The sequence below is a fragment of the Nocardiopsis trehalosi NBRC 14201 genome (assembly GCF_001552555.1).
Taxonomy (GTDB): domain Bacteria; phylum Actinomycetota; class Actinomycetes; order Streptosporangiales; family Streptosporangiaceae; genus Nocardiopsis_B; species Nocardiopsis_B trehalosi.
In genome coordinates, this window is record NZ_BCRK01000147.1 from 1 (window position 1) to 16,088 (window position 16,088).

The window sequence follows — 16,088 nt, forward strand, 5'->3', positions numbered from 1 at the left end:
CCCGTGGAGGGTGGTGCGGCGCGCAGCCGCACCACCCTCCACGCGCCGGGGCATGGCCGCGCCACCCTGGACGGGCCGGGGCGTGACCGGGCCGCCGTCTCGGGACCGCGGCTGTGGGCGGCCACCCAAAGCCCTGGGGTGCGGTTTCACCCGTAGGCCTCGCGGAGACCGCTGACGCCCAGCCCGTTGCCCCTGATCTCTCCACCCACGCCCACCACCCCAGGCGAGCCGGACGGCCGGAACACCGTGAGCCGAGCCGCACCCCTAGCTCCCCGACAGCGACACGGGCCGAGGCGCGGGCGGGAGAGCGGGAGACCCTAGGTGGGAGGCGCCGCTTCGGACCGAGCCGCCGGTCCTCGTCCGCCTCCCTCCGAAGCCGCTGCTCATCCCAGCACGCCGAAGACGACCGAGGCGGCGGCCACGGCCGCGACCCCCGCAACCCCGCCCAGCCGAGGGCGCGGACCCCTGATGAGAAGGGCCCACCCGAGCGGCACCAGCGCAACGCACAGCCCCGCCGCGCCGACCACCGACAGCACGACGGCGCCCTTGAGGACACCCAGCGGCACCCCGGCCATCGCCGCCAACCCCGCCGCGCGCACCGGGCCCAGCGTGCCCGACAGGTACGCGCCCACGGCGAGGACGACCCAACCGCCCATCGCGGCCAGGGTCAGCGGTTGGAACACGTGGCCGGTCGTGTAGGTGGCGGCCACCGCCTCCGTGGTGCGCTCCGGCCCGAGGGCGTCGGCGAAGCGGAACGCCATGTGGTCGGCGCCCGCGTGGAAGGTGCGGGCGGCAAGCCCGGCGAGCACCGCCGTCCCGCCCCACACGGCCCAGCCGGGGTGGGAGGCCGCGACGCGCTGCGCCACCACGAGGACGGCGGGCACCAGCAGGACCACGCCCGCCGCGAACGCCCCATAGGAGGCTGACAGCAGAGGGGGCCGCGCCGCGTATGCCGCGAGCTGTGCCGGGAACAGCAGGTCGAACGGGAGGCGCGGCACCAGCCCGGCGAGCAGCAGGAGCGGCCCCAGCAGCAACCCCACACCACCCACCCACCGCCCCGGCAGCCCGCCGACCGCCGACCCGGGACCGGCGCCACCGCCCTCCACTCCAGAACAGGCACCGCCACCCGCCAAGTCGGAGCGGACACCACGGCCCGCCTTTCCGAACCGGCCACCATCACCCCCCGACCCGGAGCCCGCACCGCCATCCGCCAACTCGGACCGGACACCGCCGCCACCCGGCCCGCCGAGGGCCGTCCCGGCGGACACCGGGCCGCCCGGACCGCCGGGCGCCGTCCCCTCGGACGCCGAGAAGGCCGAGCCGACCGGCCCGTCGGACGCCGTCCCCGACGGCACCGGGTGGACGTCGCCCTCACGCACGTTGCGTGCACGCGCCCGCAGGCGGCGGAACCCGGCGCGAAAGCGCCGCCACACGCGGCCAGCCCGCGCCTGTGGGCCTGGCATCAAGTCGGCGGACGGAGTCGTCTGGAAGATCATGGCGGCACGGTCCCACCCCACCCCACGGCCGCGCATCGGCCTCCGAGCCGACCCCGCCTGTACTGTCCCGGTCGGACACGGTTCCCCCACCTCGCCCCACGAACTCAACGATCCGCCACCCGGAACGCCCGACCAACGGCATCCGCCCCCACCTCCGGACGCCCGACCGCACCGCCCGGCACACCGGCGTCACTCGGTCCGGCGGCGGCGCCGGGCACGGGGTGACCGCGGGCAGACCAACCACCGCCCCCTCCGCGCGCCGCCCCCGGCTCCGGTGCCGGTCAGACCGGGGGACGACCGCCCCTGGTCGGACGCGCGGGACGACCATCGGTGGGTAGGTTGAGGCGGGTGCACGAGCCCGTCCCTCCGCGCCCCGGGGTCGCGTGGCGGCGGTTCGCCGCCGACACCGCCCTGGCGGCCCTGCTCACCTGCGTCACCGCCTACTCGATCATCGAGACGCCGGTCGAACCCGGGTACACCGGACCGCTCTGGCTGGCATGGCCGGTCGCACTCGCCACCGGGCTGCCGCTGGCGCTGCGCCGCAGGTGGCCCGTTCCGGTACTCGCCGCCGTACTGCCGGCGGCCGCCGCGGCGACCGTGCTCGGCGGGACGGCCGCCCCGTTCGCGGCGGCGGCGGTCGCCGTCCACACGGTCGCCTCGGCCCGGCACCGGTGGCGGTCGGCGGCGCTGCTCGCCGCCGCCCTTGCCGCGGGGGCGCTGCTCGTCCTCCCGGCCGCCGCCGTGACCACCGCGCCCCAAGCGGACGAGGCGCGGGGCGCGCTGGGGGTGGCCTGGCTGCTCATGGGGGTGGCGTGGGCCCTCGGCCTGGCCGGGTTCGAGCGGCGGTCCGCCGCCGACCGCGCCGCCGACCACCTGGTGCGGGAGGCCGTCGCGGCCGAGCGGCTGCGCATCGCCCGGGAGATGCACGACGTCGTCGCCCACAGCATGGGGCTGATCGCGGTGAAGGCGGGCATCGCCAACCACGTCGCCGCCGAACGGCCCGAGGAGGCCCGCGACGCGCTGCGGGTCATCGAGGCGACCAGCCGGGGCGCGTTGAACGAGATGCGCGGTCTCCTCGGCGTGCTGCGCTCCGGCGCGGACGCCCCGGCCGTCCTCGCCGAGCAGGCGCGGGGGGTCGACGGCCTGGACGCCCCGGCACAGCGGGCCCGCCAGGCGGGCGTGCGGGTCGACCTCGACGTGCGGGGGCCGGTCGACCGGGTGCCGAGCGGGGTCGGCCTGGCGGTCCACCGCATCGTGCAGGAGTCGCTGACCAACGTGGTCAAGCACGCGGCGCCGACCGCCTGCCGGGTGCGGGTGAACGCGGACGGCCGCGAGGTGCGGATCGACGTCGCCGACGACGGCCCCGGGGCGCGGCCCGCGCGCGGACGCCCGCTGCGCGGCGGCGGCCACGGTGTCGTCGGGATGCGGGAGCGGGCCGCCGCCTACGGCGGCCGGCTCACCGCGGGCGCCGTCCCGGGGGGCGGTTTCCGGGTGTCGGCGCGTATCCCCTATGTGCCGGCGGCGCCACCGGATGGAGTTGGATGGGGGGCGGCAGGCGGGTCGGCGGCGGAGGAGGACGGCGATGGGGATGGCGACGGCGTCGGGCGGCGCGGCGGTGCATGAGCCCGTCCGCGTGCTGGTGGCCGACGACCAGGCGCTGCTGCGCGGCAGCTTCCGGGTGCTGGTCGACAGTTCGCCGGGGCTGCGGGTCGTCGGCGAGGCGGCCACCGGCGGGGAGGCCGTCGACCTGGCGCGCAGCGAGCACCCCGATGTCGTCCTGATGGACGTGCGCATGCCCGGTATGGACGGCATCGAGGCCACCCGCGTCATCTGCGGCGCGGCCGAGACCGCCGACGTGCGGGTGCTGATCCTGACGACGTTCGACCTGGACGAGTACGTGTACGCGGCGCTGCGGGCGGGCGCCAGCGGGTTCCTGCTCAAGGACACGCCGCCGGCCGACCTGCTGTCGGCCATCCGCGTGATCGCTTCGGGCGAGGGCCTGCTGGCGCCCACGGTCACCCGCCGCCTGATCGCGGAGTTCGCCCGCCGCCCCGAACCCGCCCGCCCGCTCACCCGGGTCCTCGACGGGGTGACCGAGCGGGAGCGCGAGGTGCTGGGCCTGATCGCACGCGGCCTGTCCAACGCCGAGATCGCGGAACACCTGCACCTGAGCATGGCCACGGTCAAGACCCACATGGGCCGTCTCCTGTCCAAACTCCACGCCCGCGACCGCGCCCAACTGGTCATCATCGGCTACGAGACGGGCCTGGTGACCCCGTCCGGCGGCTGTTGATCCGCCGCCCGGCGGCGACCGACCCTCCGGTCACGACGAGAGAGCTAGAGTGTGCGCGACCCGGCGTCTCCCACAGCACCATGACCAAGGGCAAGGGCCTTTCGCCCACCATTCCCCATATCTCGAAAAGGTAACGCCCCGCGTCTGCCCAGGTAGATTGCTGTGAGGCCCGCGCACGCGGGAATGGACCGGCCCGCGCAACCGCCGCCGCTGCGACCCCCGGGTGAGGCCCGCGCACGCGGGAATGGACCGGCCGCGCGCAGCTGCACCGGCTGCGCCCCCTCGTGAGGCCCGCGCACGCGGGAATGGACCGGAGGTCCGGCGCGCCCTGGCCGCCGCCAAGCTGTGAGGCCCGCGCACGCGGGAATGGACCGAACGAAGACCTCTCGCCCTACACCATACGCAAGTGAGGCCCGCGCACGCGGGAATGGACCGGGCAAGCTGGCCGCTGTCGCGCGACAGGCCGCGTGAGGCCCGCGCACGCGGGAATGGACCGCCTGGTAGTCGAGGTAGTCGTGGATGCGATACGTGAGGCCCGCGCACGCGGGAATGGACCGGCCGGCACCACCACGGCCGACGTCGCCCGCTTGTGAGGCCCGCGCACGCGGGAATGGACCGGACCACCGTGACCACCACCCTCACCCCCGCCCGTGAGGCCCGCGCACGCGGGAATGGACCGCGCGCCGGGGTGGAGGGTGTGCATCCGCACCGGTGAGTCCCGCGCACGCGGGAATGGACCGCCCCACACCTCCGTGCCGAAGTCGCGGACGGCGTGAGTCCCGCGCACGCGGGAATGGACCGAACGCCGGCATCGTCAACGGGCTCTACGTCCTGTGAGTCCCGCGCACGCGGGAATGGACCGGGGGTCGCGGACGACGAGGGGCAGGGCTTCAAGTGAGTCCCGCGCACGCGGGAATGGACCGCCGAGCGCGCCCGCATTGTCGCCCGCACCGTCGTCAGTCCCGCGCACGCGGGAATGGACCGGGCGTGCGGAACACCTCGCGCTCCCAGATGTCGTGAGTCCCGCGCACGCGGGAATGGACCGAGGCCGCCGTCCTCCTCGACAAGGCCGTCCACGTGAGTCCCGCGCACGCGGGAATGGATGGATTGCCGTGGTGGGTTCGTGTCGACCGGGAACGGCCGCCTGACGCGCGCGGCCCGGCCCCCGCTTTGCGGGGCCGGGCCTCGCAGGGGTGCGGCGCGGACGAACCGCGCATCGCACAGCGCGCCGACGAACCCGACTTCATCCGCCCGCAGTGGCGCCGCCACTCCAGCCCCGGGACGGTCGGCCCGTCACCGCAGCGGGCACCCGGCCTCCGGGTCCCAGTGGTTCGGGGAGCACACCGCGATGCAGGCGAACGACCTGCGGGGCCCCGTGAGGTGCCAGGACCAGGCGAGGTCGCGTCCGGCGGCGAGGTGGGCGATCGCGGGGCCGTGCTGCTCCTCGGTCCAGAGGTTGGGAACGGTGATGTCGTCGGCGATGCGCCGGTACTGCTCCACCGCCCAATCGGCGGCGTCGGCGGGCTCCGTGAAGGAGGCGGCGATCATCGCGGCCGGTTTGCGCAGCCACCAGCAGATCTTGAGCGGTACGGCGGGCGACGCCCGGAAGCCGGCGTGATCGATGTGGCCCTCGGGGAGGTACCGCCGGTACTCGTCGGTGCCCCCGGTCCACGAGTAGGCGTGGTAGTGCACACGGCGATCGTCGCACACGCCCGCGTCGTCGGAGGCGGCTCTCGCGGAAGTCGCGCCCACGGGCCCCCAGCACCCCCACCGTGAGTCCGACGTTCCGCAACAACGGGCGCGGCTCGGTGTCACATCCGGGGCGTGGCGGGTGTCCGGTGGGGAGAACCCATCGGAGAGGAGTGAGCCGTGAAGCCACGGATCACGGTCATCGGCGGCGGGCACGCCGGGCTCGTCGCGGCCATCGCGAGCGCCGAGGCCGGCGCCGACGTCACCCTGCACGAGGCGCACACCACCCTGGGCGGGCGGGCGCGGGCCACCGACGGCCCCCACGTCGCCCACGAGGGCCCGCACGTGTTCTACGCCGACGGCCCCCACTGGACCTGGCTGACCGAGCGGAACCTCGCCGGCCCGCTGTGCCTACCGCCCGCGCGGGCCGCGCTGCGCGCCGGGTTCCGCGTCGACGGGCGGCTGCGGCGGGTCCCGCCCGCCTGGCTGGTGCGGATGGTCCGCGACCGGAAGCGCCCCGCCCCGGTCGACCGCAGCTTCGCGGAGTGGGCGGGTGAGCGCTACGGCGAGCGGGCGGCGGCCGGGGCCGCCGCCGCCATCGCCGTCGCCACCTACGACGCCGACACCGGGCGGCTGTCGGCGGCGTTCGTGTGGGACCTGCTGCACCGGGTGTTCGCCCCCCGCGTCCCCGCTGTGCGGTGGGTGCGGGGCGGGTGGGCGGCGGTCACCGACCGGCTCGCCGAGCGCGCCCGCGACCTGGGGGTGCGCGTCGAACTGGGCTCGCGGGTGACCGCACTGCCGGACACCCCGGTCATCGTGGCGACCGAACTGGCCTCGGCGCGCGCCCTGCTCGGCGACCCGTCCCTGGAGTGGGAGAGCGGGCACTGCCTGATGCTGGACGTGGCCGTGCGGCGCCACCCGCGCGACATGTTCGTGCTGTTCGACATGGACGAGGGCGCCTTCCACGAGAGCTACTCGATGCAGGACCCGTCGACCGCGCCGCCCGGGGAGTCGCTGTTCCAGCTCGACGTCCCGGTGCGCGCCGGTGAGCCCCGCGCCGAGGCGGAGGCGCGGCTGGAGCGGTTCACCGACCTCGCCCTGCCGGGGTGGCGCGACCGCACGACGTGGCGGCGCACCGCCGTGGCGCGGGGCCGCACGGGCGCCCTCGACCTGCCCGGCACGACCTGGCGCGATCGGCCCGCGATCGAACGGGGTGGCGGTGTGTTCCTCGCGGGCGACATGGTGGCCGCCCCGGGCATGCGCGGCGAGATCTCCGTCAACAGCGCCCTGCGCGCCGCGCGCGGCGCCGTCACCGCAGCGGGGCTGCACCCGGCCGACCGCTGAGCCGCCGACCCCGTAGGCGCCGCCCCGGCAGGGCCCCTTCCGCCGCAAGCCCTCACCACCACCGAGCGCGCCGTTCGCGCCGCCCCCGGGCCGGGCGCGGGGTGGCGCCTCGGACGCGCCCGGACCGCCACGGAATCCGGGGGCCGGAGGGCCGACGCACGGACGGACGGGCTCGGCCGGAACTCCACGTTCGGCCGGGAGCGCGCAACGGGGCGGCGCCCGACCGCCAGGGGTGCCCTGGTGACCGGCGCCCGGGGCGTGCCCGGGTGCGCCGTGCCCCGGAGGACCGTCCGTCCGGACCAGGGCGACGGGCCTCCGCAGACGGCGGAACGGCGGCCGCCCGGCGGCGGAGGGAAACGCTCGCCGGGGGGAGCGGTGCGGAGCAGGGCCGCCCCGAAGAACGGGCCGCTCTCCGGCCGCCCTCCGGCCGCGCCCCCAACCGCCGCGCCACGCACGAGCGCCCGCCGCGCCACCGCTGCCGGGGCGGTACCGCCCCGACGAGTACGGAACTCGGTCCGGCCAGTCGTCGCGATACGCCCCGCTGACGGTGCGCCGCTGCTCGATCGAGCACCCAGGCGGCACACGGCGCCGACCGCTCCCCGCCACCCGCGGGCGTCCGGCGCGGGGCGCCCTTGCAGGCCGAGACCACAGCCAACGCGGGTGAAGCGACTCCCCCCACAGGCACCATCCCCACGCGAGAGGCCCGCCCGTAGGCGGTAGGCGGTGCCGCCCCGACGAGTACGGAACTCGGCCCGGCGGCACACGGCACCGGCCGCTTCCCCCACTACCGGACGTCCGGCGGGGGTCTGCCTCTGAGGCCGAATCCGCAGCCCGCGCGAGCGAGGAGGCGGCTCCCACGTGGCGACCGGCCCTCGGGGGGCAGCCCCGTAGCGGGTGGCCCGTCCGCTGGGTGGGGCGGGCTCGTGCCGGGTGGGGGTGGCGGGGTAGGAACGGGGCATGATCGTCATCGGACTGTCCTCGGGTACCTCGGTCGACGGCATCGACGTCGCCGTCGCCGACCTGCGCCTGGAGGAGGGCGACGTGCTCCTCACCCCCCTGGCCCACCGCGAGGTGCCCTACCCGGCGGGGCTGCGCGACGCCGTGCTCGCCGCACTTCCCCCCGCGCCCACCACCCTCGCCGAGGTGTGCCGGCTCGACACCCTGATCGGGCGCGCGTTCGCCGACGCCGCGCGGTCGGCCGTCACCGACCTGTGCCCGCTGGCGACCGCCGACCTGGTCGTCTCCCACGGGCAGACGGTGTTCCACTGGATCGAGGACGGCCGCGCCCAGGGCACCCTCCAGCTCGGCCAGCCCGCCTGGATCGCCGAGGCCACCGGCCTTCCCGTGGTGTCCGACGTGCGCGCCCGCGACATCGCCGCGGGCGGCCAGGGCGCCCCGTTGGCGAGCACCTTCGACGCGCTGTGGCTGGCCGGGCGGCCGGAGCCCGCCGCCGCCCTCAACATAGGCGGCATCGCCAACCTGACCGTGGTCGCCCCCGGCCGCGACCCGGTGGCCTTCGACACCGGCCCCGGCAACGCGCTGCTCGACGCCGCGGCGGCCCGCCTCGCCGGGGATCGGATGGACCGGGGCGGCGAGCGCGCGCTGCGCGGCCGCGTCCACCCCGGCCTGCTGGCGCGGCTGCGCGCCGACCCCTACTACGCGCGCCCCGCCCCCAAGTCGACCGGCAAGGAGCTGTTCCACGCCGCTTACCTCGACGCCGCACTGGACGGCCTCGACGTCGCCGAGGACGACCTGTTCGCGACACTCGTGGAGCTGACGGCGGGCACGGTCGCGGACGCGTGCCGGGCGCACGGGGTGGCGGAGGTCGTCGCGTCGGGCGGCGGGCTGCGCAACCCGGCCCTGGTGGCCGCCCTGCGGGCCGCGCTCGCGCCCGCCGAGCTGCGCGACTCCACCGACCTCGGCGTCGACCCCGACGCCAAGGAGGCGTACCTGTTCGCCCTGCTCGGGTTCCTCACCTACAGCGGGGTCCCGGCGACCGTGCCGTCCTGCACGGGGGCCGAACGGGCGACGCTGGCCGGCCGGATCACCCCGGCGGAGGGCGGCGTGCCGCACCCGCGCCGGCTCCGACTGACCGCGCCGGCGGTCTGACCGCGTCCGCCCCTGGAAGGGTGGGGCGGCGCCCCTCCTCTCCGAGGCCCTGGGGGCGCGGCTCCGCGCCCGGATGCCGCCGCCCCCGGGTCCGTTCCCGCGCCTCCGGTCGCGTTCGACACCGCGCCCCCCGCCCCGCCGTGCCCGACTCCGCCCTCGGGGATGCCACCCCTGCGTCCCTTCCCGCAATCCCAGTCGACTCCGGCCCCCGCCTCCCACCCCGCTGCGCCCCGCCTCGCGCCCGGGGCGACCGGGGTCGCATGTGGTCTACTTCGTGAGCGCGGAATGTGACCGGAATCATGCCGAGCGCCGTCGGCGGCCTGGTGACGCCCCTCGAAACGGCCGCTGTCCGGCGCGTATCCCCCGGCGGAACGGCGGTCGCGGCCGTCCTCGGCTGCTCTCGGCGGCGGTACCGGGCCGCCGCGCGCACCGTTCGTCGCGCCCCGCATCCGGAGCCTGACGTGGCGTGATCCCCATACCCGTCGGCAATCCCGAAAAATAGACCACTGGTCTACACCTCTTGTCCAGACCAACTGGCCTGCGTGGGGGCTTGTCCCGGATGATGCGGAGCAGACCTACAGAAGGAGCCGCTGTGTCTGTGACGGAACCGGTAACCGGCCCGGCCCCCACCGGCCACGAAGAGTTGATCGCCTGGGTTCGCGAGGTGGCGGACCTGACCCGGCCCGACGACATCGTCTGGTGCGACGGGTCCGACGACGAGTGGGAGCGCCTGACCGGTCTATTGGTCGAGCAGGGCACGTTCGTCCGGTTGAACCCGGAGCTCCGCCCCAACAGCTTCTACTGCCGCTCCGACCCGAGCGACGTCGCCCGCGTCGAGGACCGCACCTTCATCTGCTCCGAGCGCGAGCAGGACGCCGGGCCGACCAACAACTGGATCGACCCCGCCGAGATGCGCGCGACCTTCGCCGACGTCTTCGCCGGGTGCATGCGCGGCCGCACCATGTACGTGGTCCCGTTCTGCATGGGCCCGCTCGGCGGTGAGATCTCCCAGCTCGGCGTCGAGGTCACCGACTCGCCCTACGTGGTCGTGTCCATGCGGATCATGGCGCGCATGGGCACCCCGGCGCTGCGCCTCATCGAGGAGCGCGGCGACTTCGTCCGCGCCGTGCACTCCGTCGGCGCCCCGCTGGAGCCCGGCCAGGCCGACGTGCCGTGGCCGTGCAACACCACCAAGTACATCTCGCACTTCCCCGAGACGCGCGAGATCTGGTCCTACGGGTCGGGGTACGGCGGCAACGCCCTGCTCGGCAAGAAGTGCTACGCGCTGCGCATCGCCTCGGTGATGGCCCGCGACGCGGGCTGGCTGGCCGAGCACATGCTCATCCTCAAGGTCACCCCGCCCTCCGGCGAGCCCCGCTACATCGCGGCCGCGTTCCCGAGCGCGTGCGGCAAGACCAACCTCGCCATGCTCCAGCCCACCATCCCGGGGTGGAAGGTCGAGACGGTCGGCGACGACATCGCCTGGATGCGGTTCGGCGCCGACGGCCGGCTGCGCGCCATCAACCCCGAGGCCGGGTTCTTCGGGGTCGCCCCGGGCACCGGCGAGGCCACCAACGCCAACGCGGTCGCCACCCTGTGGGGCAACAGCATCTTCACCAACGTCGCCCTCACCGACGACGGCGACGTGTGGTGGGAGGGGCTGACCGACGAGCCGCCCGCGCACCTGACCGACTGGAAGGGCCGCGACTGGACCCCGGAGTCCGGTGAGCCCGCCGCGCACCCCAACGCCCGGTTCACCACCCCCGCCGGCCAGGCGCCGACCATCGCCGACGAGTGGGAGGACCCCGAGGGCGTCCCGATCTCGGCCATCCTGTTCGGCGGCCGCCGCGCCACTGCGGTGCCGCTGGTCAGCGAGGCGTTCGACTGGCGGCACGGCGTCTTCCTCGGCGCCAACGTCGCCTCCGAGAAGACCGCCGCCGCCGAGGGCACCGTGGGCGAGCTGCGCCGCGACCCGTTCGCCATGCTGCCGTTCTGCGGCTACAACATGGGCGACTACTTCGCGCACTGGCTGCGGGTGGGCGCTTCGGCCGACCCGGGGCTGCTGCCGCGCATCTTCTACGTCAACTGGTTCCGCAAGGACGCGGACGGGCGCATCGTGTGGCCCGGGTTCGGCGAGAACAGCCGGGTGTTGAAGTGGATCGTGCAGCGCCTGGAGGGCGACGCGGAGGCGGTGCCGACCCCGATCGGCCTGCTGCCGACCGCCGACGGCATCGACACCGAGGGCCTGGACCTGCCGGCCGAGGACCTGGAGTTCCTGCTGTCGGTCGACCGCGATGTGTGGCGCAGCGAGGCCGAGCTGATCCCGGAGTTCTTCAAGACCTTCGGCGACCAGCTCCCCGACGAGCTGTGGGACGAGTACCAGGCGCTGCGCGACCGCCTGGGCTGATTGGGCTGACCGGGCTGACCGGCCTGATCGAGTTGGCCGGGCCGACCGTCCGGCGCCGGCGCGCGACCCCCGTCCAGGGGTGGGGCCGCGCGCCGGCGTGCACCTGGCAATGACGCAGGAAGCATGGTCGGCGCCGGCCCGAATCCGGGGCGTCGTGTGGGCCGGCGGCACGGCCCGGTCCCCTTACCGAAACCCCGGTATACGGGCCCGATCACGGCCTGGGTGGCCGGTTCCGGCGAGAAGGCCCGACCGGGACGGGGTTGCTGGAATCATCTGACCGACCGGACCGGACCCCTGGAAGCGATCCCCCGCATAGCGCCCCTGTGCAGCGCACGCACACCCGGGCGGTGGCGAGCGCGGGCCTCTCGCGTTCCCGGGCATCGAGACAGGCTGTGCCCATGGCGGATCGCGACGAGGAGAGAGAAGACCGGATCAACGATGACCTGGACATGATCTGGGTTGTTCCGGGGATCGTCGCCGGCTTGCCCTTGACGGCGAGATACGCGCAGTACCTCGAAAGCTCCGGCAACGGTGAAACGTGGCTCGTCATGGGCGCACTCGTCACGCTGCTCGGTCCTCCGGTCGCGCTGGCCATGGTCGCCGGCGTGTTCCGCGAAGAGGTGGAGCGGCGAAGGATGTCCTGGGAGGAGTACTGGCTCGTGCTTTCGGGCATCGTCGTGGCCGCGTTCGCGTTCTTGGGCATCACCGGCATCGACGACATCACCGCGGCGTGGGACTACCTGTCCTCCTTGGAGTGAGCGTGCCGCCCGGCGGCGGGGTGGCCGCCCTGGCCCGCGCCCTCTTCCCTCGTCGCGGCCACCGTCGTTCTCCGTTCGCTCAACGCAGGGGGCGTGCCCGCGGCGCCGGTCGGCGCTTCGCGCGCTGCGCGCCCCCGGGTCCAGGCGTCCTTGACGGGTGGCCCCTTCACACGGTTCACTCTGTACCGACCGGTTGGTATCTCCGGTCGGCGACTCAGCGTCTCACAGGTCGGAGGGCGGACGGTGCGAGCGGTACGGGTCCATCAAACAGGCGAACCGCGCGACGTACTGCGGGTCGAGGAGGTCGACCCGCCCGCCCCCGGGCCCGGCCAGGTCCGCGTCCGCGTGCGCGCCGCCGCCGTCAACTTCCCCGACGCCCTGCTCTGCCGCGGCATGTACCAGGCCAAGCCCCCGCTGCCGTTCACCCCGGGCGTCGAGGCGTGCGCGGAGATCGCCGAACTCGGCCCCGGGGTCACCGGCCTCGCCGTCGGCGACCGGGTCGTGGGCGGCACCGACCTGCCGTCCGGGGCGTTCGCCGACCACGCCCTCATGCCGGCCGACGCCGTGTTCCCGGCCCCCGGCGCGCTCACCGACGACGAGGCCGCGTCGCTGTTCATCGCCTACCAGACCGGCTGGTTCGCCCTCCACCGCCGCGCCGCCCTGCGGCCCGGCGAGACCGTCCTCGTGCACGCCGCCGCAGGCGGTGTCGGCAGCGCCGCCGTCCAGCTCGCCAAGGCCGCCGGGGCGCGGGTCGTGGGTGTCGTCGGCGGCCCGGCCAAGGCCCGCGTCGCCACCGACCTCGGCGCGGACCTGGTCGTCGACCGGCACACCACCGACATCGCCGACGCCGTCAAGAAGTTCACCGACGGGCGCGGCGCCGACGTGGTGTTCGACCCGGTCGGCGGCGACTCCTTCGCCCGGTCGACCAAGTGCATCGCCTTCGAGGGGCGCATCGTCGTCATCGGGTTCGCCAGCGGCACCATCCCGACCCCCGGGCTCAACCACGCGCTCATCAAGAACTACTCCCTGCTCGGCCTCCACTGGGGGCTGTACCGGAAGCGGGCCCCGCACCTGGTCGCGCAGGCGCACGACGCCCTCACCGCGCTCGCCGCCGAGGGCCGCGTCAAGCCCCTGGTCAGCGAGCGCCTGGGCGCCGACGCACTGGCCGACGGGGTGCAGCGCCTGGCCGACGGCGCCACGGTCGGCCGACTGGTCTACGCGCCCGACGCCTGACCGGCGCCCGGCCCACCCGGCATCCAGCACCGAGCCGACCGTTCCGCCTGCCTCTCCCCTCCCCCGCCCACCGGACCCACGGAGCCCCCATGGCCGAACCCTTCTCCATCCCCGGAACGACCGCCGTCGTCACCGGCGGCGCCGGCGGCATCGGCCGGGCGCTCGCCGGGCGCCTGCTGACCGAGGGCGCGGCCCGCGTCGTCGTGGCCGACCGCGACGCCGACGCCGCAGCCGCCACCGCCGACGCCCTCGGAGAGCGCGCGCACCCGCTGGCGCTCGACGTCGCCGACGAGGCGGCCGTCGCGGCGGCGGTCGCGGAGGTCGAGGACCGGCACGGCCCCATCGACCTGTGGTGCTCCAACGCCGGGGGCGGCGCGGGGCGCGGGCTGGGCGACGACGCCGACTGGGACGTGTCGTGGCGGGTGCACGTCCTCGCCCACGTCTACGTGGCCCGCGCGCTGTTCCCGCGCATGGCCGAGCGCGGCCGGGGCCACCTCATCGTCACCGCGTCGGCGGCGGGGCTGCTCACCCAGCTCGACACCGCGCCGTACACGGTCACCAAGCACGGCGCGGTGGCCCTGGCCGAGTGGTTGGCGATCCGGCACGCGGACGACGGCATCGGGGTGTCGTGCCTGTGCCCGCAGGGGGTGAACACCGCCATGACGGCGGGCGACGGCCCCGAGGCGGCGACCCGCCTCGGCGGCGCCTACATCGAACCCGAGGACGTGGCCGACACCGTGGTGGCGGCGCTGCACGACGGGCGGTTCCTCATCCTCCCCCACCCCGAGGCCGCCACCTACGAGCGCCGCCGCGCCCAGGACCGCGACCGCTGGCTGGAGGGCATGCGCCGCGCCTGGTCCGCCATCCGCCCCGGAGCGGCGGCCACCGACTGACCGCCCGCCGACCGGCCTGTCCCACCAAGGCCATCCCAGTGTCGGGATGGGGACGTCGCCCAGTCCCCGCAGGATCGTGCGGAGCCCGTTCAGGAGGCTGGGGGCCGCGTTCTCGACGTGGCCGGCGCCGCGGTCGGGGCGCCGGAGCGGCGCTCGTCCACACCGACCGATCCAGATTCGGCCGCCGGTGTCGGCGCGGGCCAGCCCCGTGCCGACACCGGCGCCGGATCAACGCCCCATCTGGGCCGCTCCACGGGCCGAATCCAGGTCCTCCGGTGACCATCCGTTCGACTGGATCCACGGCGGAACGAGACGGGTCTTGAGGACATGCGCCGCATCGGACGAGACGCCGCGCACCCGCTGGATGCCTTGCGCTCGTCCGGTCGCCGAAGCGAGTGCCCCCAACGTCTTGCGGATGTTCTCCCGGGCGTACTCCTCGAATGGTGCCACCTCTGCTTCGAGTCCAGGAGGTGCGGCGGCGGGGACTTCGGCGAAGTAGATGCCCCCCTCGTATTCGGACGTGATCTCGATCTCAAGATCGAGTGCCCACCGGGCGCCGCTCTCGGCTCCTTCCGTGACGGCACTCTCCAAAGAGATCTTCAGCAGCCTGAGTGTCGCGATCTTCCAGTGGTACGGAGTGAGGACGTCCATCTCGTCTTCCTCCTCAGGCCACAACGCGAGGACTAGGGAGTGTGCGGCGTCGAGGTCGCCGTCCTCCTCGGACGCGCGCCACAGCGTGTCGAGGACGTTCGCGTAGCGTGCCTGCTCATCCGCGTCGGACAGAAGATCGTAGACGGGCTGTAGACGTGCGGCGCTGGCCGCGATCAGCGCCACGTGCTGCCAGCGTGGTAGGCCGTCGACGGCCGCCGAATATTCAAATGCAGAGGCTGACATCGCTCTCATCCCCACCAGAAATGCCGCAGCCCGGATGTGTACCGCGTCCCGGGATTGTAGTTGCCCCCGGTCCGGAGACCTTCGCCCTGCAAGGCCGCGAGGCAGTCCCCCGTCTCACTCTCCCCCTTCTGACAGATGTTCCTGTTTCCGCCGCCTTCGACGATCTGATACTTGGGATTGTCGTTGACGTAGTCGACGATGGCCTGTTCCGCGTGCCCCGGCCCGGGGACGAAACGCTCGTCGGGGGTGAGCCCCCACCTGGGCGGCGCGGTTCTCTGCGGCGTGTCGGTGGCGACCAGGATCTCCATCTTTCCCGTTTCGGTGTTGTAGACCCGGACCACGGCGATACTTCGCGAGCCCTCCGCACCCCGAAGATCAAAGCGGTCGCCCCGCTCAGGGTGTGACCGCCGACCCTAGGAGTTGCCATGTGCAAGACGACCATGGCCGCGTTGACCCTGCCCGCGGCCGCCCTCGCCGCCTCCGTCTTCACCGCCGCACCGGCCAGTGCGCAGATCACCACGGCCGCTGCGGAGGTCGCCGCGTCCGAGCACGGAACCCTCGGCATATACGGCCCCTTCGCCGCTCGGGCGGGCTGCATGCACTTCGGCCGCACCGGCGGCTTCGTCTCCTTCGACTGCGTGCAGGACGACGTCAGCGAGTGGTGGGCCTTCACCCGTCCCTGACGGACTCGCTCACCACTGCCTTCGGCGGCGCCCCTCCTCAGGACCCGTCCGCAGGAGCCCCGTCCGCAGGAGCCCCGTCCGCAGGAGCCCCGTCCGCAGGAGCCCGGTCACGAGCAGCCCCTGCCCCCGGAGGGTCACGGGGAGGGCGCTCCCAGGCTCCACAGGGTGAGGCTGGGGCCCTTGGGTGCGGTGCCTTGCTCGTCGAGGTCGACGGAGACGCGGATGTCGTGTTGCGGGTACCGCCGGCGCAGGACGCCGTACCAGCATTCGCCCAGGGCCGACACCAAAG

General features: G+C 74.8%; 13 protein-coding genes and 1 CRISPR repeat array. Of the genes, 9 read left to right on the top strand and 4 right to left on the bottom strand.

The window, feature by feature from the left end:
* Positions 1-383: 383 nt before the first annotated feature.
* Positions 384-1,040, bottom strand: coding sequence for a hypothetical protein (locus NT8_RS21205; protein ID WP_217999279.1), 657 nt, complete (start codon positions 1,038-1,040; stop codon positions 384-386).
* Positions 1,041-1,844: 804 nt separating this feature from the next.
* Here NT8_RS21205 and NT8_RS21210 point away from each other — a divergent pair.
* Positions 1,845-3,119: a sensor histidine kinase gene (locus NT8_RS21210; protein ID WP_084469154.1), complete on the top strand. Its 1,275-nt coding sequence runs from the start codon at positions 1,845-1,847 to the stop codon at positions 3,117-3,119.
* Positions 3,079-3,789, top strand: a complete 711-nt coding sequence (locus NT8_RS21215; RefSeq protein WP_245646264.1) for a response regulator — start codon at positions 3,079-3,081, stop codon at positions 3,787-3,789. The genes NT8_RS21210 and NT8_RS21215 overlap by 41 nt, the downstream gene beginning before the upstream one ends.
* A gap of 162 nt (positions 3,790-3,951) precedes the next feature.
* Positions 3,952-4,895: direct repeats of the CRISPR family, unit length 29 nt; unit sequence GTGAGGCCCGCGCACGCGGGAATGGACCG.
* Positions 4,896-5,082: 187 nt separating this feature from the next.
* Here NT8_RS21215 and NT8_RS21220 read toward each other — a convergent pair.
* Positions 5,083-5,481 (bottom strand): hypothetical protein, encoded by a 399-nt coding sequence (locus NT8_RS21220; protein ID WP_067972522.1) that lies wholly within the window; start codon positions 5,479-5,481, stop codon positions 5,083-5,085.
* 177 nt (positions 5,482-5,658) lie between these two features.
* Between NT8_RS21220 and NT8_RS21225 the strand changes: the two genes are divergently transcribed.
* The 6 genes from NT8_RS21225 (at position 5,659) to NT8_RS21250 (ending at position 14,222) form a co-directional block, all read left to right on the top strand.
* Positions 5,659-6,822: an FAD-dependent oxidoreductase gene (locus tag NT8_RS21225; RefSeq protein ID WP_067972525.1), complete on the top strand. Its 1,164-nt coding sequence runs from the start codon at positions 5,659-5,661 to the stop codon at positions 6,820-6,822.
* A 957-nt stretch (positions 6,823-7,779) separates the two neighbouring features.
* Positions 7,780-8,931, top strand: coding sequence for an anhydro-N-acetylmuramic acid kinase (locus tag NT8_RS21230; RefSeq protein WP_067972528.1), 1,152 nt, complete (start codon positions 7,780-7,782; stop codon positions 8,929-8,931).
* Positions 8,932-9,529: 598 nt separating this feature from the next.
* Complete coding sequence (locus tag NT8_RS21235) at positions 9,530-11,338, top strand: phosphoenolpyruvate carboxykinase (GTP) (RefSeq protein WP_245646265.1); 1,809 nt, start codon at positions 9,530-9,532, stop codon at positions 11,336-11,338.
* 398 nt (positions 11,339-11,736) lie between these two features.
* Positions 11,737-12,096 (top strand): hypothetical protein, encoded by a 360-nt coding sequence (locus NT8_RS21240; protein ID WP_157515921.1) that lies wholly within the window; start codon positions 11,737-11,739, stop codon positions 12,094-12,096.
* A 243-nt stretch (positions 12,097-12,339) separates the two neighbouring features.
* Positions 12,340-13,329 (top strand): NADPH:quinone oxidoreductase family protein, encoded by a 990-nt coding sequence (locus NT8_RS21245; protein WP_067972535.1) that lies wholly within the window; start codon positions 12,340-12,342, stop codon positions 13,327-13,329.
* 89 nt (positions 13,330-13,418) lie between these two features.
* Positions 13,419-14,222 (top strand): SDR family oxidoreductase, encoded by an 804-nt coding sequence (locus tag NT8_RS21250; RefSeq protein WP_067972538.1) that lies wholly within the window; start codon positions 13,419-13,421, stop codon positions 14,220-14,222.
* 228 nt (positions 14,223-14,450) lie between these two features.
* Here the strand turns inward: NT8_RS21250 and NT8_RS21255 are convergent, their stop codons facing one another.
* Both NT8_RS21255 and NT8_RS21260 read right to left on the bottom strand, forming a co-directional pair.
* Entirely contained in the window at positions 14,451-15,116 is a 666-nt protein-coding gene (locus NT8_RS21255) for a hypothetical protein (RefSeq protein ID WP_067972541.1), read from the bottom strand.
* 5 nt (positions 15,117-15,121) lie between these two features.
* Positions 15,122-15,457 (bottom strand): hypothetical protein, encoded by a 336-nt coding sequence (locus NT8_RS21260; protein WP_067972544.1) that lies wholly within the window; start codon positions 15,455-15,457, stop codon positions 15,122-15,124.
* Positions 15,458-15,541: 84 nt separating this feature from the next.
* Between NT8_RS21260 and NT8_RS21265 the strand changes: the two genes are divergently transcribed.
* A complete protein-coding gene (locus NT8_RS21265) occupies positions 15,542-15,799 on the top strand; it encodes a hypothetical protein (RefSeq protein ID WP_067972547.1) in 258 nt (85 codons plus the stop codon).
* Positions 15,800-16,088: the final 289 nt, after the last annotated feature.